The sequence below is a fragment of the Streptomyces sp. NPDC046876 genome (genome assembly GCF_040645035.1).
Lineage (GTDB): Bacteria > Actinomycetota > Actinomycetes > Streptomycetales > Streptomycetaceae > Streptomyces.
In genome coordinates this window covers 35,982-55,835 of record NZ_JBEYXK010000011.1, presented here as the reverse complement: position 1 = coordinate 55,835, position 19,854 = coordinate 35,982, and the positions used below count along the sequence as shown (strand labels likewise).

The following is a 19,854-nucleotide window of genomic DNA, read 5'->3' as shown; positions in this document are numbered from 1 at the left end:
ACGAGCGGCCGCTGGCAGCACACACTTGGAGACACCGCCATGAGCGATGCAGTCGTACGGAAAGAGCGGGCCGACCAGCTGGTGCAAGCCGCCGAGAGCCTCTTCGCGGCCGGGGTGATGTCCCACTCCGGACACGCCAACCTCAGCGCCAGGCTCGACGGCGAGCGCCTCCTGCTGACTCCGGGGTTCGTCCGCGGCCTGCGGCCCGAACAGCTGGCGACCGTCGGCTTCGACGGGCAGGTCCTCGAAGGGCGGCTGCAGTCCGTCAGCGCCGAGATCATCGCCATGCACAGCGCCGTGTACGAGGCCCGCCCCCACGTGGGCGCGGTCATCCACACCCACTCGCCCTCCGCGACCGCCTTCGCCGTGGCCCACCGGCCGCTGCCCTGCCGCACCGAGCCGATGCTGCGCTTCGGACAGGCCGAGGAGGTCCCCGTGGTTCCCTGGGGGCCGCGCGGATCGGACGTGTCGGTGCGCGGCATCGTCGACGTGCTGGAACGGCGCCCGACGACGGCCGCGGTCCTGCTGGCCAACCACGGCCTCTTGGTGTTCGGCCCCGATGCGGCGGCCACCGCCCACCTCGTGGTGGCGATCGAGGAGAGCGCCGAAGCCGAGATCGCCGCCGCGGCGATCGGCGGCGCAGTGGACTTCCCCCCGGGCGCCCGCGAGGCCGTCCGCGCCGCGATCGCGCGGGTCGCGTCATGACCGACGACACCCTCGCCTCCCGTACGGAGGCCGTACGCGACCGTTACCGCTCCACCCTCGGAGCCGTGCCCGGCGGCGTGCAGCAGAGGCTGCGCCTGGCCGAGGAGTTCGGCCGGCTTCCGACCGAAGAGGCGATCGCGGCGCTGCGCCACATCGTGCTGACCGGCAATCCGCTGGGGGCGCGCGTGCAGCAGCTCGTCCACTTCGGGCAGCTGCTGGCCCTCGGCCGGGAGCACCCCGCCCGGATCCACGCCCAGGGCGCACTGCACGCCGGAGCCGGCATCGCCGACCTCATCGGGGTCGCCGAGACGGCGCTCATCACCGCGGGCGTCCCGGCGTACGCACTCGGCACCGAGATCATCGCCGAATTCCTGCCGCCGGCGGACGACGTCGGCCCGGGGTACTGAAGGGGGCGCTTGCACATCACGTGCAGGCGGTCCTCCCCCATGAGGGGGAGATCTTTTCCCCGCTCGGGGGAGCCGCGACCGCCGCCGGACGGTGTTCTCTGGAAGGCATGAAGAACACGATGAAACGCCTGGTCATGGTGGTGGTGTGCGGTGTGCTGGCGGCGACGGGGGTGTCCGCCCCCGCCCTGGCCCGGCCGGCCGGCACCGCGGCCGACGGGGACATCCGGGCCAGGATCGCCGCGGTCCCCGGGATGCGTCTGCTCGGCGAACGCCCGGGTGCCCCGGGGCAGACCGTGCTCGACCTGTCCTTCCGCCAGCCCACCGACCACCGCCATCCCGGTCGCGGGTCCTTCGAGCAGCGGGTCACGCTGGTGCACAAGTCCGTCGAGAAGCCGATGGTGCTGTACTCCAGCGGATACGACCTGGGATCGTCCCCGCAGCGCCTGTCGGAGCCGGCCGTGTTGCTGGACGCCAATCAGATCACCACCGAGCAGCGGTTCTTCGGAACGTCGCGGCCCGGGGGAGCCGACTGGTCCACGCTCACCATCTGGCAGGCCGCCAGCGATCACCACCGGCTGATCACCGCGCTCAAGCAGCTGTACCGCGGCTCGTGGATATCGACCGGAGGCAGCAAGGGCGGGATGACCGCCGTCTACCACCGGCGCTTCTACCCGGACGATGTGGCCGGCACGGTCGCCTACGGCGCGCCCAACAACACCGACGACCAGGACGACAGCGCGTACGACGCCCGGCTGGAACGGCTCGGCACGGCCGAATGCCGCGCCGCCCTCAAGTCCGCCCAGCAGCAGGCCCTGATACGCCGCGAGGCGATGACCGAGCGGTACGGGCGGTGGGCGGCGGAGGCGAAGGCCACCTTCCAGACCATCGGCAGCACGGACCGCGCCTTCGAACTCGCCGTGCTGCGCCTGCCGATGATGTTCTGGATGCATCAGCCCGAGGGCAGCTGCGCATCGGTTCCCCCGGCCGACGCCACGGACGACGCGCTGTACACCTGGGTCGCCGAGGTGACCCAGCTCCCCGTCTACACCGACCAGACGCTCCAGGCGTTCACCCCGTACTTCTACCAGCTCGGCACGCAGCTCGGGTACGCGCACTTCGCCGCTCCGCACCTGGAGGGCCTGCTGCGTCACCCCGGCGTCCAGGACGTCCGCTCCTACGTACCGCGGGACATTCCCCTGCGGTTCCAGGCCGGCGCGATGGCGGACATCGACCGCTGGGTGCGGCTCCACGGCACCTCCCTGATGTTCGTCAACGGCGAGAACGACATAGCGGTCGCGGAGCCCTTCCGGCTCGGCACGGGCACGCGTGACTCCTCCGCCTACGAAGTCCCCGCAGGCAACCACCACATATCCATCGGCGGCCTGCGTCCCGCCGACGGCGAACGGGCCACGGCCTCCCTGCGCCGGTGGGCCGGCGAGCGGGCGGGCACGCAGTCCTGAGCGGCGTACGGCCCGCGGGACCGGGGCGGGCGCAGCCGCGCGGCGGCGGACGGATTGCAGGGATGGTGATCGATTGCTATAGCGTGCCCACGTCAAATTGACGTATCGCGTGATCGTTGAGGGATTCCCGTATGACCTATCCGCCGCAGCAGGGCCCCGGCCCGTACGGCCAGCCCGGCCCCTACCCCCAGCAGCCGCAGGGGTATCCGCCCCAGCCCGGGTACGCGTATCCGCCGCAGCAGCCTCAGCCGCCGTACGGCGGAGCGCCGCAGCAGCAGATGTACCCGCCGCAGCCGCAGATGCAGATGCCGCCGCCGCCCCAGCAGCAGTGGGGGGCTACGCCTGCTCCGCCGGCCCGGAGCGGCGGCATCGGCATCATGAAGATCCTCAAGGGCATCGGCGTCGTCATCGTCCTCATCGCCTGCGCCGTGGGGTACTTCCTCAGCCAGGACGACGCCGACCACGCCAAGGCCGGGGACTGCCTGAAGAACAACGGGACCACGGAGGCGAGCCTGGACCTCCAGGTGGTGGACTGCGGTGCCGCCGGGGCCACGTACAAGGTGGTCGAGGTGATATCCGGCACGCTGGACACCCACCGCTGCGAGGGCAAGTCGGACATGGGCTACTACGAGCAGACCCGGGGCTCCCGCCGCAGCTCGGGCAAGCAGTTCGTGCTCTGCCTCAACCAGATCAAGAAGTAGCCCGGCCGCCGGACCGCCGGGTGTGGCGGCCCTCCAGCGCTGCCGCCGGGCTCAGCCGCAGGTGACTGAGCCCGGCCGGCCGCCGCCCGGCTCTGAGTACGGGTACTCATGCACGTCCGGCGGCTGCCCGGCAGGGTGGGCCCATGACGCACGCAGCCCCGGCACCGCCGGCACCCAAGCGCCGCCGCAACCGGCCCTGGACGCACAGGACGTCCACCGGCGCGGACGTCACCGTCGCCGTACTGCTGTTCCTGGTGGAAGTGGTCGTGTTCCTGCTCGCCGCCTTCGGATACGGCATGGAGGCATGGGCTGCGCAGGGGAACCAGGAGCGGATCGACGCGGCCCGGCTCGCGGACATCGCCTGGATGTCGCACTTCCTCCTCGCGACCCTCGTCCTCGCCGGTCTGGCGATGCTGTCCCGCGCCCGCTGGACGGCCGTGTCCCAATTCCTGGCCGCGGCCGCGGCTGCCGCCCTCCTCGTCCTTGCCCAGCACGACTACGACCGAGCCCACCCGACCCCGGCTCCCCGCCCGGGCCCGGAGTACGTCCCGTGCCACAGCGGCAGCGGCCGGTGCAACTGAGGCTGCCACGGGGCTGCCGAGCAGAGGGGGCGCCCGGGGTCAGCCGGCCGGGACGGTGACGGCCCGGGCGTTCCATCCGGAGACCCGTACGCGCGGGGTGCCGTGCGGATCGACCGTCCTGTGGGTGGCCTTCAGGGTCACCGATTCGCCCGGCCACAGGCTGCTCTGGTTGTCGCTCCAGCGGACGGGCAGGAGGGGAGTCCCGTCTGCGGAGACCAGGTCGACATCGGTGAGCAGAGCGGGGGTCTTCGTGGTGCCCGGGTGGCGGAGGGTCACGGTCGTCGTCGACGTTCCGGCCGCGGTGCGCTCCGTTGCCGCTGTCACGCGCAAGGGCACCTTCGACATCGAGCCCAGTCCGGTCAGGTCGGCGTAGGAGCTGGTGGGCGTGTGGTACCAGTCGCCGTGGGCGTGATCGAGGACGTCAACACGGGTGGAGAGCCAGTAGACGTTGCGGCTCAGCTCCCGGCCGGTGGTATCGGTGAGCAGCAGCCGGGCCAGATACGTCCCCGCCGGGCCGGGGACCGTGGCCGGGAGGGTCAGCGAGGTGCTGGTCACGCCGCGGGCCTCGACGTGGACACCGGTCACCGTGCGGTCGTACGTCTCGGTCCCGTCCGTGGTGAAGAGCGTGACCCGGGCGTTCAGCCCCGAGGCGGCGGTCGGGCGGTTGTTGACGATGCTCACCGTGCGGTTGTCGTAGCCGTACTGGACGTGGAGGGGTTCGTTGGCCTTCTTCGCGCCGAAGTAGGCCCCGTTCTGGTCGAGATAGCGGTCGACGAGCTGCCAGTGGAGGGAGGTCCAGCCGCTGTTGAGCATCCAGTAGATGACACCGGTCGCGGGGGCGGTGGTGTCCTCGGCGTTGCGGGAGTACGCCTCGAACTGCGCCCGCACGTTCTCGTACCGGGCGAGCTGGGCCTTGCGCAGGTAGTCGTCGAGATCGGCCGGGCTTCCGTAGCGGCCGGCGAGCGCGGCGTTGAACAGCGTGAGCGTCGAGAACACGGATGAGGGGGAGCGGTGGTACTGGGGAGCGGACGGCTGCTTCCAGAGGGTCTCCAGCTCGTCCGGGGTCAGCATCCGCCGCAGCGTGTCGAGGGTGGGGATGCTCGGGCCGGCGCTGGTCTCGGAGTTGAAGCCGGTGGCTCCTCCCTCGCGTTTGTCGTACCAGTAGCCGGGCGGCACCCAGTCGTAGGGGCCGGTCATCCGCATCCCGGAGCGGCCGGTGACGGGCGCCGACTCCTCGGAGGCGGCAGGGATGACGGGCACGTTCCAGTCGGCGGCCCGCAGCGCCTGGAGGTATTCCGCCTCGATCTCGGCGTTCGGCGCCGCGTCGCTGCCGATCAGGAACGAGATCACGCTGGGGTGGTTGCGCAGCCGGGCCGCTTCGGCTGCCATCGACGCCCGGGCGACCGCGTGGTCGGCGGCGTCCCACTCCTCGCCGGACCCCTCGCGGTTGACCTCTCCCTCCCACTTGGTGCAGCACTCCCAGCCGGGGAGCGTGAGGATTCCGTACCGGTCCGCGAGCTCGAAGAACTCGTCGGGCTCGAGGTGGCCCTCCAGGCGCAGGGTGTTCAGACCCAGGTCACGGACGTACTGCATACGGTCCTCGGCGTAGCCGGGGTCCCAGCGCAGGAACTCGTCGGGGGACCAGGCCGCGCCCTTGACCAGCAGCGGGCGGCCGTTGATCCGGTACTGGCGTGCGCCGTCGGCATTGACCGGTGCCTGGACGTCGCGGATCCCGAAGGCGGTGCGGGCGGTGTCGGAGGTGACACCGTCGACCGCCACGGTCAGGTCGAGGTCGTGCAGGGGCTGCCCGCCCGTCCCGGCCGGCCACCACACGCGTGGCGCAGGCACATGGAGCCCGGGGTGGTCAGCGGGGGAGCAGACCACCGTGCGGCTCTCCCCGGGCGCCAGCGTCACCTGCCGCCTGAGGGCCGCGGGCCCGGCGGTGCCGGAGAGGACCGCCGTGACGGTGCGGGACGAGTCGTTGCGCAGGCGGGCCTTGACGGTCAGATCCGCGGATGCCAGCGACGGCACGGCCAGGTCGGTGACGACGTGGGCGTCACGCAGGGCCACCGGGCCGCTGTGGCGGACCACGACATCGCGGACGATGCCCATGTTCCGGTCCGGTGGCGGCTGCAGCCAGTCGAGCCAGCCCACGGTGAGGTGCTTGCGCGGATCGTTGGGCCGGATCCGGAAGGCGACCGTGTTGGTGCCCGGCCTGATCAGAGCAGTGATGTCGAGCTCGTGCCGCGTGTAGGTCCCGGCGACCGCGCTCGCCGTCCTGACCTGCCGGCCGTTGACGAAGACGTCGGCGGCCGAGGTCACCCCGCTGAAGTCGAGATGCGTGCGGGTGCCCCGTCCGTCGACCGAGAAGTCGGACCGGTACCACCACGGCACCGCGAAATCGGCGGCGGGGATCAGCTTCTGCTGGGTGGAGCGGAACGGGTCGGGGTGGATGCCGGCCGCCAGCAGGGCCGCGAGGACGGTGGAGCGCGGGCCGGCGCGGTACCAGCCCTTCGTCGGATAGCCGGGGCTGGACACCTCGGCCGCCGGGTCCGCCACCCGGGCGGTCGACTGGATCATGAACCCGGCCAGGGGGGTGCCGGAGCCACGGGCGACCGCGGCCGCGCCGGCCGCCGGCGGACCGGTCGCTCCCCGTCCCGCCGGGCCGGCCGGGGCGAGGGCGGAGGCGGAGGCCAGGAAGAAGAGGAAGAGCAGCCCGAGGGGACCTGAGACGACGGACCGGCCTCTCACTTGAGGCCGCTCAGCATCACACCGCGGATGTAGTACTTCTGCAGCAGCAGGAAGAGGACCAGCACCGGCAGGACGCTCAGGACGAGACCGGCCATGACGATCGGCATCGTGCGCGTCGGGTCCACGTAGTCCTGCAGGAGCTGGATGCCGACGGGCAGGGTCATCACGTCCGGGTTGGCGGTCGAGACGAGCAGCGCCCAGATGTACTCGTTCCAGGCGTTGACGAAGGTCAGCAGACCGAGCGTCAGCACGACCGGCCTGGTCTGCGGCACGACGATCCGCCACCACACGGCGAACTCGCCGGCGCCGTCGATGCGCGCGGCCTCCAGGACCTCGTCCGGGATCGAGACCATGAACTGGCGCATCAGGAAGATCCCGAAGCCGTTGACCAGGAACGGCACGGCGAGCGCCGCGATGCTGACGGTCAGGCCCGCCCCACCGCGTCCGAACAGGTCGTTGCCGCCCGCCAGCGGCCAGTGCACCAGGATCAGGAAGTGCGGGATGAAGAAGAGGAACGGGGGGAACATCATCGTCGACAGCACGAGCCGAAAGATCAACGTCCGGCCGGGGAAGCGGAGTTTGGCGAGCGCGTAGCCGGCGAGTGACGACGTGAGCAGCACCGAACCGGTGATCACAGCGGTGGCGATGACGCTGTTGCGGAAGAGCACCGGAAGATCCAGCTGCTCGATCGCCGCCCGGTAGTTCGACAGGTCGAACGCCTTCGGCAGGAACCGGTACGGCAGCGTGCCGGCCTCCCCGGCCCCCTTGAACGACGTCATCACCATGTCCAGGAACGGCACCACCGTGAGCACGGCGCCGGTCACGACCACCAGATACGAGAACCACGGGAAACGGCGGCGGATCATGCGTCCTCCCCCTTGCGCCGGAAGATCCACAACTGCACCAGGGTGACCACGAGGACCACCACGAACAGCACGAAGGCGGCGGCGCTCGCCGGGCCCCAGCGGCCGTAGGAGAAGGCCTGCCGGTACATCTCCAGGGCAGCCACGTCGGTCGCGCCGCCCGGCCCGCCCTTGGTCATCACGATGATCAGCGCGAACGACTGCAGACCGCTGATGAGCTGGGTGATGCACACGAGCAGCAGGGCCGGCCGCAGCAGCGGCAGCGTGATCTTCCAGAAGACGGTGACCGGCCCGGCGCCGTCCAGCGCCGCCGCTTCGTAGTACGACTCGGGGATGGACTTCAGCCCGGCGGTCAGGACGAGGATCGCCGAGCCGACCGAGGCCCAGGCCTGCACGACCACGACCGAGGGCAGCGCGGTGCCGGGGTCCTGGAGGAAGGCCACCGAGCCGAACCCGAGGGCGTTGAGGGCGCCGTTGACGAGGCCGCCCGGCTCGTACATGTACTTCCACACGTTGCCGACGGCGACGACGGTCGTCACGATCGGCAGGAAGTACAGGGTGCGCCACAGCCCCTGGAACCGCAGGTTGTCGATGCAGGTGGCGACCACCACGGAGCCGGCGAGCGCGAGGACCACCGTGCCCAGGGCGAACATCAGCGTGTTGGTGAGGATCGGCGCGAGGAACGTCGATCCGTCGGCGAAGAGGCTCCGGAAGTTCACCGCGCCGACCGGTCGGATGTCCCCGAGGTCGAACCCGGCCCAGCGGGACGTCGACAGCAGCAGCGCGAAGCCGAGCGGCAGGATCAGGAACACGGCGAAGAACAGCAGCGTCGGCGCCAGGAAGAGGTACGCGACGACGACCTGGCGGCGCCGGGTCCGGGCGCGGCCGTCGACGACGGGCCCGGCCGAGCGCGTCGTCGTGGGTGCCGCCCGCTCCGTCGTGGTCGGCGGCAGGGTGTTCACCATGAGCGCGACATCTCCCGGTCGACCTGACGGCGGGTGGTGCGCAGGGCCTGCTCGACCGTCTGCTGACCGGTCCACAGCGCCTCGATGTTCCTGCGCAGCAGCGACTTGGCCTGTTGTGCGCCGGGCACGTTCGGCTCCGGCACCGAGTACGCCAGCGCGTCCAGGAAGGGACGCAGGTTCGCGTCGCCGTGCGCACCCAGGAGCGTGCGCATGTCGTCGGAGCGGCCGGTCAGGGAGCCGACGGACACCTGCAGGGAGCTCATCCGGGTCGCTCTCCCGCCCGCCCGGGCACCCCTGACGCCACTCACGCCGACCTTCTCGGTGTTGAGCCAGCGCAGGAACTCCCAGGCCGCGCCCGGGTGCCTGCTCGCCGCGTTGACCCCCAGCATGAAGCCCGTGGAGAGCGTGGCGCGCTTGCCGTCCGCCTCGGGCAGGGGCAGCGGGGCGACGCCCACGTCGCGGTAGTCCTCGCCCATCATTTCCTTCAGGCTCCCGGTCCACCAGCCGGCGCTGACCACCATGGCCACCTGCCCGGACCGGAACGCCTTGTAGACGTTGACCCCGGGGGCGCTGGCACCTCCGGCGACGAGGCGGTGCTCCAGGTCGAAGACGGCCCTGCCGGCCGGCGAGTCGATGGCGGTGCTCCTGCCGTCCTCGGAGACGAAGGTTCCGCCGGCGGCGTTGAGGAGGGCGAGCGTCTGGCCGACCGTGGTGGAGTCGTCGGCCGTCGACAGCCCGAAGCCCTGGACCAGCGTGTTCCCGTACCGGTCGCGCCTGGAGGTGCGGTAGGCGGTCTCCTCCAGCTCCCGCCAGGTGCGCGGCGGACCGTGGACGCCGGCTTCGCGCAGCAGCCGCTTGTTGTAGTAGAGGGCGTAGGTCTGCACCTCGGTGGGGTAGCCGTGGATCCGGCCGCCCACCGATGCGGCGGCGACCGCAGCCTTGCCGTAGCCGCGCCCGATCTCCTCGGCGTGCTCGGGCGGAGCGGGTCGCAGGACGCCTGCCTGGACCAGCTGGCCGTTCCACAAGCAGTACGGGTGGAGGATGTCGGCACCCCGGCCCGCGGCCTGGCGGACCATGAACGTGGTCAGCAGGTCGGTGAACTCCACCGCCTCGGTCCGTACCTTGACCCGGTCGTGGGTGGCGTTCCACTCGTCGACCGGGCCCTGCAGGGCCTCCTTGAGCACCCCGCTCGCGTAGTGGGAGAGCAGGGTGAGGACGATCGGATCCCCGGGCCGCCCGGTTCCCCGGTGGGGTGCGGAGCATCCGGAGGCGAGCAGCGCAGAGGGGAGTGCGAACGCGAAGCGGCGCCGGCTCAGCCCGCCGGTACGGAGCGCAGGCCCCCTCGGCGTCATCGAGCGGCCTCCCGGCGCATCACGCGGAACACGCGGGTCGTGGTGAAACCGGTCTTGCGGTACATGTGGCCCGCCGGGGACTGCGCGCCCGTCCACAGGAACCACGCGGAGTGCGCGCGGCGCGCCCGCATCCTCTCCAGGACCAGGTGCAGGAGGACCTCTCCGAGTCCGGTACCGCGCATCTCCTCCAGGACACCGATCGGGCCGAACCGCTCGTCCACCGCGTCGAACGCACCGTGCATCGCCCAGCCGACCATGCGCTGCGAAGGGTCCCGGACGACGACGATCCGGTCGAGCGGCGTGCCCGCGGCCAGACACGCCCGGATGGTGCACGCCCAGTCCGGACCGAAGTGGCTCCCGGCGAGCGCGAAGAGGTCCACCAGGTCGTCGTCGGACGGGGTGGCGAACCGGTAGCCACGCGCCCTGAGCTCCTCCGCCCGGCGCGCGACGTCCTCGGGGAAGCGGTAGCCGACCAGGCCGCGGTCCATCGCCGCCGCCTCGTACAGGGTGTGGAAGCCCAGGGAGTCCAGCAGCCGGGCCGCTTCCGGGTACGCCTCGGCGTCCAGGCCGGGAAGGACGTAGTTCGGCGTGTACGAGGAGAAGTCCACCCGGGAGCGGCCGTGGCCGTGCAGCCAGTCCAGGGCGTCGGTTACCAGCCGGCGGCCGATGCCCTGCCCGCGGGCGGCCGGGTCGACGAAGAAGAACGGGATCCAGCCCTGCTCCGGCTCCAGGTCGGTGCCGGACATCGGCGTCAGACGGCGCACCGCGTAGGCGGCACCGACGATGCGGTCTCCCTCGACGGCGACCCGCAGTCCCTCCGGATCGAAGTTGGCGTCGAGCAGCACCAGCGAGCGGAAGCGGTCCGCGGTGATGGAGTCGGCCGGCGCGCTGCGCCGCCACACGTCCACCACCTGCGGTCCGTCGCCGGCACGAAAGCCGCGGATGCCGGCCCGGGACCTCGTCGTGCGATCCGTCATCGGCGGGGTTTCCTTCCGTACGCACTCTGCATCAGCGTCCGCTTCCTTCGGGGAACAGCAGCAGGCCGCCCGGTGCGGCAGCAGGTCTCAGGGGTAGAGCAGCACGTCCTCGCCGGCCCACCGGCCGGGCGGCGCCGGCGGCTCGCACAGCGGCAGCGGGTCCTCGCCCGCGTCGACGGCACGCCGCAACCGGTCGGAGCCCCACAGCAGGTCGATGAAGGGACGCCGGTCGCCCCCCTCGACCCCGGCGTCCGCGGTGCGCCACGCGAAGTGGTCCGGGTACAGCCGCCGCAGGGTACGGAGCATCGCCACGGCGGTACGTACCGGAGCGAAGGCCTCGCGGTCGGTGACGTGGAGCTGGACCCCGCGCAGCAGCTGCCCGGCGTGCTTGTGGAACGTCGGTACGAACCGCAGGTCGCGGAAGTGCACGCCCGGCAGGTCCAGTTCGGCGAGGGCGGGTGCGAACCGCGAGTCGATGTAGGGGGCCCCGACGATCTCGAAGGGCTGCGTGGTGCCCCGGCCCTCCGAGACGTTCGTACCCTCGAACAGGCACGTCCCGGGGTAGACGGCGGCCGTCGCGGGCGTCGGGATGTTCGGCGAGGGCGCCACCCACGGCAGGGCGGTCGCCTCCGCGTGCAGGGCGCGTTGCCAGCCGACGGCCTCGATCACCCTCAGGTCCGCCGGGCGCCCCGCCACGTGGCACACGGCCGAGGCGTTGAGGTACCGGGCAAGTTCGCCGCAGGTGAGCCCGTGTCGGACTGGTACCGCGGCGCGCCCGACGAAACTGGCCCACGCCGGGTCGAGCAGCGGGCCCTCGCTGAGGAGTCCGCCGAGGGGATTGGGCCGGTCGGCGACCACGAACCGCACGCCCGTGCGGGCCGCCGAGACCATCAGGTCGAACATGGTCCACACGTAGGTGTAGAACCTCGCCCCGATGTCCTGCAGGTCGTACACCAGGGCGTCGACACCGCTGCCGATCAGCAGCTTGTCGAGGAGTTCGCCGCTGCACCGGTACGTGTCGTGGACCGGCAGACCGGTGGCGGGGTCCGCATGCAAGGCCTCGCTCTCGCCGGCCTGGCCGGTCCCGTACAGCCCGTGCTCCGGCCCGAACAGGGCGACCAGCCGCGCGCCGGCCTCGAGCAGCGCGGGTGCGGCGGGGCGCAGGTCGGGCAGGACGCCGGTGTGGTTGGTCACCAGGCCGATCCGGCCGGGCCCGGCGAGTCCGGGCGACGCGTGCAGTCGTGCGATCCCGGTCGCCACCGCGACGCGGTCGTCCGTGCTCATCCTTTGCCCCGTCTGCCGGTGACGTCTCGAAACCGAGGCGAGAAATCTACTGGTATGTCCCGTACGGATGCGGATGCGCCCCGCAGGCGCGGCGCACGATCACCCGGATCTTCCACCGGCTGGCCCACGGACACGGCGCCGACGTCCCCCACCGGACGGGCCCGTCGGCTCGTGCGCGTGGCGGGTTTTGACGGGGCGTCGTTGCTGGTCGGTGCGGCGTACGCGCCGTCCGTCGGGGTGGGCGGCGGGACGGGCGGGGGGTAGGGGTGTGGGCTGTTTGGTCGTGGTGGGGGCGAGGGGTCGGCTTGCTGGGGTGTGGGCACTGGTGAAGGATCAGTTTGCCCGATACACCGCGAATCTTTCGGGATGTCACGTTTCGCGGTGTGCCGTTCGTTGTCTGTCCGATTTCCTGAGGAGTGGTCATGGAGGAGAGCCCGCTCAGCCGGCGACGGCTGTTGTGGGGCGCTGCCGGAGCGGCGAGTACGGCTCTGACGGTTGCCGGACTGTCCCAGCTGATGGGGCCCGGGGGGAAAGGGGCACAGGCCGCGCCGGCGGTTCCCGTGCGCAAGGCGGGAGGCGCCGCCGGGTCGACCGCGGTGCGGCGGCGGGATTCCTCGGTGGACTATGCGCCCGCCGTCTGGGTCGAGGCCTGCGAGACGAACTACATGTCCGCCGACCGCCCCGAGGAGTACCCCATCGACTACGTCGTCATCCACCTGACGACGGATGTCCTGCCGCGCATGCTGCGGATGTTCCAGGACCCCAGCGAGGGCGTGTCCGCGCACTACGTCATCAGCTCGAGCGGCACGCGGATCGCCCAGTGCGTGCGCGAGCGCGACGTCGCCTGGCACGCCGGCAACGTCTGGTACAACCAGCGCAGCATCGGCATCGAACACGAAGGGTGGGTGGACCAGCCCGTCTACTCCGACGGGATGTACGAGGCGTCTGCCGTGCTCACGGCCACGATCTGCGCGAAGTACGACGTGCCGGTCGACCGGGACCACATCCTGGGCCACGTCGAGGTCCCGGAGGCCTCTCACGAGGACCCGGGGCCCGTGTGGGAGTGGGACAAGTACATGAAGCTCGTCAAGAGCGCCCGCCGGCGCATCAAGACCTGACACCGCCTCGCCCCCGGTCATGCGGGTTTGCCGTCGCCGTAGAGCCAGGAGTCCCAGATCGGATCGAGGTCGTGGCCGGTCTGGGCCTGGGCGTACGCGGTGAAGTCGCGGGTGGAGGCGTAGCCGTGGCGGTGGCGCAGGGTCCAGCCCCGCACCAGGGCCCCGAAGGCTTCGTCACCCACGGCCAGGCGGATCTTGTGGATCACCATCGCGCCGCGCACGTACACCGGCTGGCGGGAGATGTCCGCGGCGGTCGGCGGCTCGGCGGGCGGGAAGTCCCACTCGTCGTCGTCAGCGGCCTTGGCGTGGTTGCGGTCGAAGTGCTCCTGCGCGGTGGCCCCGCCGTGGTCCTCGGTCCACAGCCACTCCGCGTAGGTCGCGAAGCCCTCGTTGAGCCACATGTCCTGCCAGGTCCGCGGGGTGACGGAGTTGCCGAACCACTGGTGGGCCAGTTCGTGCACCACGTTCGTGGTGTGGAAGATGCCGGCCGGAATGGTGGGTCTGGTCTGGGTCTCCAGGGCGTAGGGCACGTCGGCCGCCCGGTCGACGATCAACCCGGCGGAGGAGAAGGGATAGGGGCCGAACCTCTCCTCGGCCCATTGCATGATCTCGGGGAACCGGCCGAGGACCGCCCCGTCCTCGTCGACGCCCGCGGTGGTGTCCACGGCTGAGACGACGGGGACGCCCGAACGGGTCCGGGAGGTCTTGATGTCGTAGCTGCCGATGGCGACCGTCGCCACGTAGCTGGCCATGGGCTCGGCCTCGTGCCAGTGGAAGGTGGTGCGGTTGCCGCTGGTGTGCTGCTCGCGCAGCTGTCCGTTGGAGATCGCCTGCACTCCCTCGGGGACCGTGACGGAGATGTCGTAGGAGGCCTTGTCCGAGGGGTGGTGGTTGCCCGGGAACCAGGACATCGAGCCCGTCGGCTCACCGAACGCCACGGCTCCGTTCTCCGTCCTCAGCCAGCCTTCGCGCCACCCGTGGTCGTGGGTGATCGGCTCCGGCGTGCCCGCGTAGCGCACGACGCTGCGGAAGACGGTGCCCTTCCTGAGGTGGTCGCGCGGCTGCAGGGTCAGCTCCTGCCCGTCCTGCCGGACCCCGGCCGCGCGGCCGTCGACGGTGGCGCTCAGCACCTTCAGGCCGCGGAGGTCGAGGTTGAAGGCGCTGAGGTGCTCGGTCGCCTTCGCGGTGATCTCGGCCGTTCCGTCGAGGCGGCCGCTGTCGGGGTCGTAGGTCAGGGTCAGGCCGTAGTGGGTGACGTCGTAGCCGCCGTTGCCGAGTTTCGGGAAGTACGGGTCACCGGCGCCCGCGGCGGCAGGGTGTCCCCCGCGGAACACCGCGCCGGCAGCCCCCGCCCGAGGGGGGTCCGCGCTGCCGGTACGGGCAGCCGCCCCGCCGCCACCGGACTGCGAGCACGCAGGGAGCACGGCGAGCAGCCCCGCGACCGCGAAGGCGGCCGGACGTCCGTAGGTCTTCACCCGGCCGATCATGAGTCAACCCTGCGCCGACCCGGCCTCGCCACGCCGCGGAAGCGGCCCGGATGCCGCCGTCCGCAGGCCACCACGCCCGGCGCGGCGCGTCCCCGCGAGGGGGGACGCCCCCCGTCCGGTCCTGAGGTGCGCCGCCCCGTGAGCCGGTGCGTCGTCGCGGGGGCCGGTGGCGGCGGCCGCCGACAGGGTGCCCCTGCCCCTGCGCCTGCCCCTGGACCTCCCGTCAGCCGCCGGCCGCGTCGCCGAGCAGCAGCAGCTCTGCCAGGGCCGTACGCGCGTGGTGCACCGAGCGGCCCGTGCGGGTGGTGGTGAGGAGACCGGCGGCACGCAGCGCCGAGGCGTGGGCCGAGACGGTGGCATTGCCGACGCCGATGCGGCGGGCCAGTCCCGTGGTCGTACACGCTTCGTCCAAGGCGCGCAGCAGCGCGAGCCGGGTGCGTCCGAGGACGCCCGCGAGGGGCTCCTGCGGTGGGCCGTCCCCCTCCGGTACGGGCGGCAGCCCCCGGCCCGCCGGATAGGAGAGCACCGCCGGCCGACCCGGCAGGTCCTGGACGAGCGGTCCGCGACGCCAGTGGAAGGTCGGGCGCAGGATCAGCCCGCGCCCGCCCAGGTGGACCTCCCGCACGCCCCCGGCGCCCGGCAGGGGCCATTCCCAGACTCCGCCGCGCAGCCGCGATCCGGGCGCCAGGCCGGTCAGGGCGGCGCCGATGCCGTGCTCGGCGACCGCCAGGGCATGCCGGGTGAACTCCGTCCGGTGCAGGTCCTGGACCTGCGGCCACACCGGGGCGAGCACCGACTCGAACGCCGCCCGCTGCGCCCGCTCCACCATCCGCCAGGCTCCGGCGTCCCCGCCGTGCAGGGCCCGGATCCACGGTGGGGCCGGCCTTCGCGCGTACACCTGCTCGATCCCGGCCCGCACCGACTCCGGGCGGGCCGCCCTGATCAGCGCGACCCCTTCGTCCAGTGAGTCGCCCAGGACGTCGAGGAAGGCGGGGGCCGCCCCCGGCCCACCCGGCACCAGGTCCGCGAGCGGTTCGACCGCGCCCGGCAGGCTCCGCAGCAGTCGGTGCCGCCACCGCCCGAGCAGCGGCTCCTCGTGCGCCGCGCCCAGCAGCATCAGGGCCGCGTGCAGTTCGGGGACGGGCGAGGGACGCCGCGCGAACCGCACCCGGGCAAGGTCGTCCGCAGTGAAATGGATCCGGATCACGCACATCCCCCCGCTCCGCGCAAGCCTTTCGGGCCCCGCCGCAACCTTCGCCCCGGCGCCGCGCCCGCCCCCAGGATGCCGTCCATGACCGCTTCCTCCACACCCGGCCGCCGTATCCTCCTCCAGAGCGCCCTCGCCGGCGCCGCCGGCCTGTTCCTCACCGCCGCCGCCCCCGGCTCCGCCTCGGCCGCCGGGCCCTCTGGCCCGTTCCTCCTCCGGCTGCCGGCGCCCACCGGCCCGTACCCGGTCGGCGCCCGGACCCTCCACCTCGTCGACGGCTCCCGCAACGACCCCTGGGAACCCCGGATCGGCGTGCGCGAGCTCATGGTCACCGCCTTGCGGCCGACCGTGTTCGGCCGCGGCTTCCCGCGCGCCCCGCAGCTCGCTCCGGGCGCCGCCGCCGAGTTCGCCTTCCTCGCGCCCCTGATCCATCCGCACCTGCCGGCCGCCGGGGTGGACTGGGCGGCCACCCTCACCCACGCCCGGGCCGGCGCCCCGCCGATGTCCGGCCGGAGCCCCGTGCTGCTCTACAGCCCCGGCGGCGGCGACGCCCGCACGATGGGCAGCTCGCTGGCGATCGACCTCGCCTCGTACGGCTGGACCGTCATCACCGTCGACCACCCCGGGGACGCCAGCGAGGTGGAGTTCCCCGACGAGCGGCCGGGCCGCGCCCGGGTCCGGACGACCGCGCTGCGCCCGGACATCGACGCGGCGACTTTCCGTACGATGATCGACACCCGCGTCGCCGACCTCCGCTTCGTCCTCGACGCCCTCGGCCTGGACCGGGTCGGTGTCTACGGGCACTCGGCGGGCGGCACCGCGGCCGCGCAGGCGCTCCACGAGGACCGGCGGATCGCCGCCGCCGTCAACCTGGAGGGGTACCTCGACCGGATGGACGGCGAACTCTTCCCGGTGGCCCGGGACGGGACGGACCGGCCGCTGCTCCTGGCCGGCAGCGACGGCTTCCGCGACGCCCGGCTGGACCGGTCCTGGGCCACCCTCCTCGGGCACGGCGGACCCGTCACCCGGCGGCAGCTCGACGACGCCGCGCACTGGGTCTTCACCGACTACGCGGCCCTCGTCCCGCAGCTCCACAAGGCCGGCCTGATGACCGGGGGTGGACGCGCCGCCATGGTCGGGCGGGCGGACCCCTGCGTGACCGTACCGGCCGTGCGCGACCTCGTACGGTCGTTCTTCGCCCGCCACCTGCCGGCATGAGCTCCCGCGCCGGGGGAGCCTGCCGGTCGTCATGACCGGGCGGCGTGTGGGGGGAGGCCGACGGCCGTGGCGGTGCCTCCCACGCTGATCCGGAGGCCTGAAGGTGAGAAGGGGCGAGACGCGGCGGTGACGGTGGCGGGGCTGCCGACCGCATCGCCCATGTCGACGGCGACGTGCGCGATGCCCTGCCGCGCCAGGACGGCGGCCAGGCACGCCGTGCTGTTGGCGTTGGCGATGTCCTCCGGGACCCCGATCGAGGGTGCGAACATGCGGGCCGCCAACCGGCCCGTGGCGGAGGGCGGCGAGTAGACGTACGCGCCCAGCAGCCCCAGGCGGTCGCAGGCCTCACGGAGCCCTTCGAGGTCAGGGTCCATCGCCGCGAGCGCGGCGCGGTCGGGGACGGGCACCAGCAGGCGGTCCCGGCCCACCCCGGCCACCCACACCACCGGCCCGGCGTCCTGCGCGGCACCACCCAACGGCGCAAGCACCGACCCCCGCTCTGCGGCGGTGGCAGGGCGAAGGCCTACGGGGCCGGGGTCGAAGCCCGCGGACATGCGAGCCCCGTCCCGCACCGCCCACCCGTCGAACATGCGGGTGGACGTCCGGAGGCGGGCCCGGTAGGGCGCCGCGGCCCCGGCCCGGGAGGCGAGGACGGCCAGGGCGGCGACCGTGCCGTGGCCGCAGGCGGGCAGCTCGCCTTCACGGGTGAAGAAACGCAGGCCGACCACGGGCTGCCCGTCCACGGAGGGCTCGGAGGAACGCTCGCGGGCCCTCGTGCGATCCACGTGGAGGAAGACCGCGTGCGAGGTCCCGTGTTCCGCGGGCACGCGTCGGCGGTCCTCATCGCTCAGCCGTTCGTCGTCCAGCACCACTGCAGTGGGGCTCCCGCCGCGACCGTCACGCAGACAGGCATGGACGAGCAAGGTCGTATCGGACATGGCCATCCTGGCGGGCCCTTTCCACTCTGTGTCGTGGTTGACACGGAGGCTCTGCCCACCCGGTCTCCACGGTTACCCCACCCGCCCGAGTCAGACCGGACCCCACGCAGGAGAACACCTCACGGCTCGCGCCGGCGTACGGCGAGGGCGGCGATGTCGTCGTCGAGGTGGCCTTTGCTGTGCTGCAGGAGGTCGCGGTGGAGGACCGTGAGCAGTTCGCGGGGCGGCGTCGGGGGCTGTCGACGCATCCATGCGGTCAGCGGGAAGAACTCGCCCCCGCGGGCACGGGCCTCGGCGATTCCGTCGGTATAGAGGAGCAGCAGGTCGCCGGGGGCGAAGCTGAAGGTGTCGACGTTGTAGTGATCGCCGATCAGCTCCGCGAGGCTGAGCAGTGGGGAGGGGGTGTCGGGCTCGAGGACGCGGAGTTTCCCGCGGTTCAGGAGCAGCGGCGGCGGGTGTCCGCAGTTGAGGATGTGGATACGTCTGCCCCCGTGCGGGATCTCGGCGAGGAGGGCGGTGGCGAAGCGCTCCATCGGCCCGTCGGGCGGAAAGGCGGCGTTGTAACGGGTGCTGCTGGCGTCGAGTCGGCGTGCGACGTCGACCATCTCGGACTCGCTGTAGGCCGCCTCCCGGAAGGCGTTGACGATCGCCGCGGCCGCCCCCACGGCCGGCAGGCCCTTGCCCCGCACGTCACCGATGAGCAGCCTGACCCCGAAGGGCGTGTCGACCACCTCGTAGAAATCCCCGCCGATGCTGGCCTCCGCCGCGGCCGCGAGGTACAGCGACTCGATCTCGACGTCTCCCAGGCGGCGGGGCAGAGGGCTGAGCACCACCTGCTGCGCGGCGTCCGCGACGAGCCGTACCTGAAAGAGGGTGCGCTCCCGCTCGAGCCGGAGATGACTTCCGTACGCGGCGGCGACGGTGACCGCGATGATCCCCGCGGCCGTCCACCACGTACCCAGATCGGGGAACACGAGGCTGAGGCCGATCATCAGGAAGAGGCAGACCGTCCCGAGCAGGACGGTCGGCAGGACCGGCCACATGGCGGCGGCCAAGGCCGGCGCCGCGGGCAGGAGGCGGCTGAAGGCCATTTCTGGCGGAGTGGAGTAGGCCAGGCTGGCGATGACGACGGTCAGGATGACCGGCGACAGCCGCACTAGTCTTCCCGGGCCGGGGCGCCGACGGAACCGCGGTCGTCCAGACTCGATCACACTTCACAGAATATCTACGTAATGCGGGCACAGCGCTCTGGCGGATCGGAACCGGCTGCCCGCCCGGGGGCCGGCGCACAGCCGGTAATCGAATAGGTGCGCGAAAGACGCGAAAGGCGCGAAGGTGGTCGCCCGTGCAGCAGGGGGCCGCCGCCTTGGTCCGACGCCCGGTTCGCCGTGCGGTCCGCCGTGCGGTTCGCCGTGCGGTCCGATTCGCTGCCGAAGGGTCCCCCTGCTTTCAAATCACGTGCCATCATGGGGAGTTGTGGCTAAGGGGGAGGCTATGGCGAACACCGCTGTCCGCGTGCGCCTCACGCAGGGCGCGAGCGAGAGCGACATCGGGGCGCTGAAGGCGTGGCTGGAGCGCGAGCACAAGCTCGAGGCGCTGAGGGACGCCGGCGGCCTGGAGATCCGGGTGCGGGCGGGCACTGCGGACGGGCCCGCCAGCCCGATGGGGGCCGGGCTGGAGATCGTGCTGGTGCTGATCGGAGCGATCGCGCCCAAGCTGTTCGACGAGGTGTACGAGCAGGTGAAGAGCGGGGTGCGCGCATGGCGGGAGAACCGCCGCGCCGTGGAAAGCGGCGAGCCCCCGGAGGTCGAGGTCGCGCCCGACGGTGACGGGAGATAGC

At 72.3% G+C, this 19,854-nt stretch carries 18 protein-coding genes; 8 read left to right on the top strand and 10 right to left on the bottom strand.

Features of this window, described 5'->3' with window-relative positions; all coding sequences use genetic code 11:
* Positions 1–39: 39 nt before the first annotated feature.
* From ABZ924_RS09480 to ABZ924_RS09460, 5 genes are all read left to right on the top strand, one after another.
* Positions 40–705 carry a class II aldolase/adducin family protein gene (locus ABZ924_RS09480; protein WP_361906285.1) on the top strand — a complete coding sequence of 222 codons (666 nt, stop codon included), beginning with the start codon at positions 40–42 and terminating at the stop codon, positions 703–705.
* A complete protein-coding gene (locus ABZ924_RS09475) occupies positions 702–1,112 on the top strand; it encodes a carboxymuconolactone decarboxylase family protein (RefSeq protein ID WP_361906283.1) in 411 nt (136 codons plus the stop codon). The genes ABZ924_RS09480 and ABZ924_RS09475 overlap by 4 nt, the downstream gene beginning before the upstream one ends.
* Positions 1,113–1,219: 107 nt before the next feature.
* Entirely contained in the window at positions 1,220–2,572 is a 1,353-nt protein-coding gene (locus tag ABZ924_RS09470; RefSeq protein WP_361906281.1) for a S28 family serine protease, read from the top strand.
* 131 nt (positions 2,573–2,703) lie between these two features.
* Positions 2,704–3,273: a hypothetical protein gene (locus ABZ924_RS09465; protein ID WP_361906279.1), complete on the top strand. Its 570-nt coding sequence runs from the start codon at positions 2,704–2,706 to the stop codon at positions 3,271–3,273.
* Positions 3,274–3,416: 143 nt separating this feature from the next.
* Positions 3,417–3,854, top strand: coding sequence for a DUF6234 family protein (locus ABZ924_RS09460; protein WP_361906277.1), 438 nt, complete (start codon positions 3,417–3,419; stop codon positions 3,852–3,854).
* Positions 3,855–3,893: 39 nt separating this feature from the next.
* On the opposite strand, the gene ABZ924_RS09455 is transcribed toward ABZ924_RS09460, so the two are convergent.
* The 6 genes from ABZ924_RS09455 to ABZ924_RS09430 all read right to left on the bottom strand — a co-directional run bounded on the left by ABZ924_RS09455 (position 3,894) and on the right by ABZ924_RS09430 (position 12,046).
* Positions 3,894–6,605, bottom strand: a complete 2,712-nt coding sequence (locus ABZ924_RS09455; protein ID WP_361906275.1) for an exo-beta-D-glucosaminidase — start codon at positions 6,603–6,605, stop codon at positions 3,894–3,896.
* A complete protein-coding gene (locus ABZ924_RS09450; RefSeq protein WP_361906274.1) occupies positions 6,602–7,471 on the bottom strand; it encodes a carbohydrate ABC transporter permease in 870 nt (289 codons plus the stop codon). The genes ABZ924_RS09455 and ABZ924_RS09450 overlap by 4 nt, the downstream gene beginning before the upstream one ends.
* Positions 7,468–8,433, bottom strand: a complete 966-nt coding sequence (locus ABZ924_RS09445) for a sugar ABC transporter permease (RefSeq protein ID WP_361906272.1) — start codon at positions 8,431–8,433, stop codon at positions 7,468–7,470. The genes ABZ924_RS09450 and ABZ924_RS09445 overlap by 4 nt, the downstream gene beginning before the upstream one ends.
* Positions 8,427–9,785 (bottom strand): ABC transporter substrate-binding protein, encoded by a 1,359-nt coding sequence (locus tag ABZ924_RS09440; protein ID WP_361906270.1) that lies wholly within the window; start codon positions 9,783–9,785, stop codon positions 8,427–8,429. The genes ABZ924_RS09445 and ABZ924_RS09440 overlap by 7 nt, the downstream gene beginning before the upstream one ends.
* Positions 9,782–10,762, bottom strand: a complete 981-nt coding sequence (locus tag ABZ924_RS09435; protein WP_361906268.1) for a GNAT family N-acetyltransferase — start codon at positions 10,760–10,762, stop codon at positions 9,782–9,784. Before ABZ924_RS09435 ends, ABZ924_RS09440 begins: the two co-directional genes overlap by 4 nt.
* 87 nt (positions 10,763–10,849) lie before the next feature.
* Positions 10,850–12,046, bottom strand: a complete 1,197-nt coding sequence (locus tag ABZ924_RS09430; RefSeq protein ID WP_361906266.1) for a DUF1343 domain-containing protein — start codon at positions 12,044–12,046, stop codon at positions 10,850–10,852.
* Positions 12,047–12,663: 617 nt separating this feature from the next.
* Between ABZ924_RS09430 and ABZ924_RS09425 the strand changes: the two genes are divergently transcribed.
* Positions 12,664–13,164, top strand: a complete 501-nt coding sequence (locus tag ABZ924_RS09425; protein ID WP_361906264.1) for a peptidoglycan recognition family protein — start codon at positions 12,664–12,666, stop codon at positions 13,162–13,164.
* Between the two features lie 17 nt (positions 13,165–13,181).
* Here the strand turns inward: ABZ924_RS09425 and ABZ924_RS09420 are convergent, their stop codons facing one another.
* Positions 13,182–14,639 (bottom strand): M1 family metallopeptidase, encoded by a 1,458-nt coding sequence (locus tag ABZ924_RS09420; RefSeq protein WP_361906262.1) that lies wholly within the window; start codon positions 14,637–14,639, stop codon positions 13,182–13,184.
* Positions 14,640–14,874: 235 nt separating this feature from the next.
* Positions 14,875–15,858, bottom strand: coding sequence for a winged helix-turn-helix domain-containing protein (locus ABZ924_RS09415; RefSeq protein WP_361906260.1), 984 nt, complete (start codon positions 15,856–15,858; stop codon positions 14,875–14,877).
* Between the two features lie 84 nt (positions 15,859–15,942).
* On the opposite strand from ABZ924_RS09415, the gene ABZ924_RS09410 reads away from it, so the two are divergent.
* Positions 15,943–17,076, top strand: a complete 1,134-nt coding sequence (locus ABZ924_RS09410) for an alpha/beta fold hydrolase (protein ID WP_361906258.1) — start codon at positions 15,943–15,945, stop codon at positions 17,074–17,076.
* A 29-nt stretch (positions 17,077–17,105) separates the two neighbouring features.
* On the opposite strand, the gene ABZ924_RS09405 is transcribed toward ABZ924_RS09410, so the two are convergent.
* Together ABZ924_RS09405 and ABZ924_RS09400 are read right to left on the bottom strand one after the other, a co-directional pair.
* Positions 17,106–18,014, bottom strand: a complete 909-nt coding sequence (locus ABZ924_RS09405) for a PhzF family phenazine biosynthesis protein (RefSeq protein WP_361906256.1) — start codon at positions 18,012–18,014, stop codon at positions 17,106–17,108.
* A gap of 119 nt (positions 18,015–18,133) precedes the next feature.
* The gene (locus tag ABZ924_RS09400) at positions 18,134–19,225 is read right to left on the bottom strand and encodes a PP2C family protein-serine/threonine phosphatase (RefSeq protein WP_361906254.1); all 1,092 of its coding nucleotides are present in this window, start codon (positions 19,223–19,225) and stop codon (positions 18,134–18,136) included.
* A gap of 283 nt (positions 19,226–19,508) precedes the next feature.
* Between ABZ924_RS09400 and ABZ924_RS09395 the strand changes: the two genes are divergently transcribed.
* Positions 19,509–19,853 carry a hypothetical protein gene (locus ABZ924_RS09395; RefSeq protein WP_361906252.1) on the top strand — a complete coding sequence of 115 codons (345 nt, stop codon included), beginning with the start codon at positions 19,509–19,511 and terminating at the stop codon, positions 19,851–19,853.
* The last annotated feature ends 1 nt before the right edge of the window (position 19,854 follow it).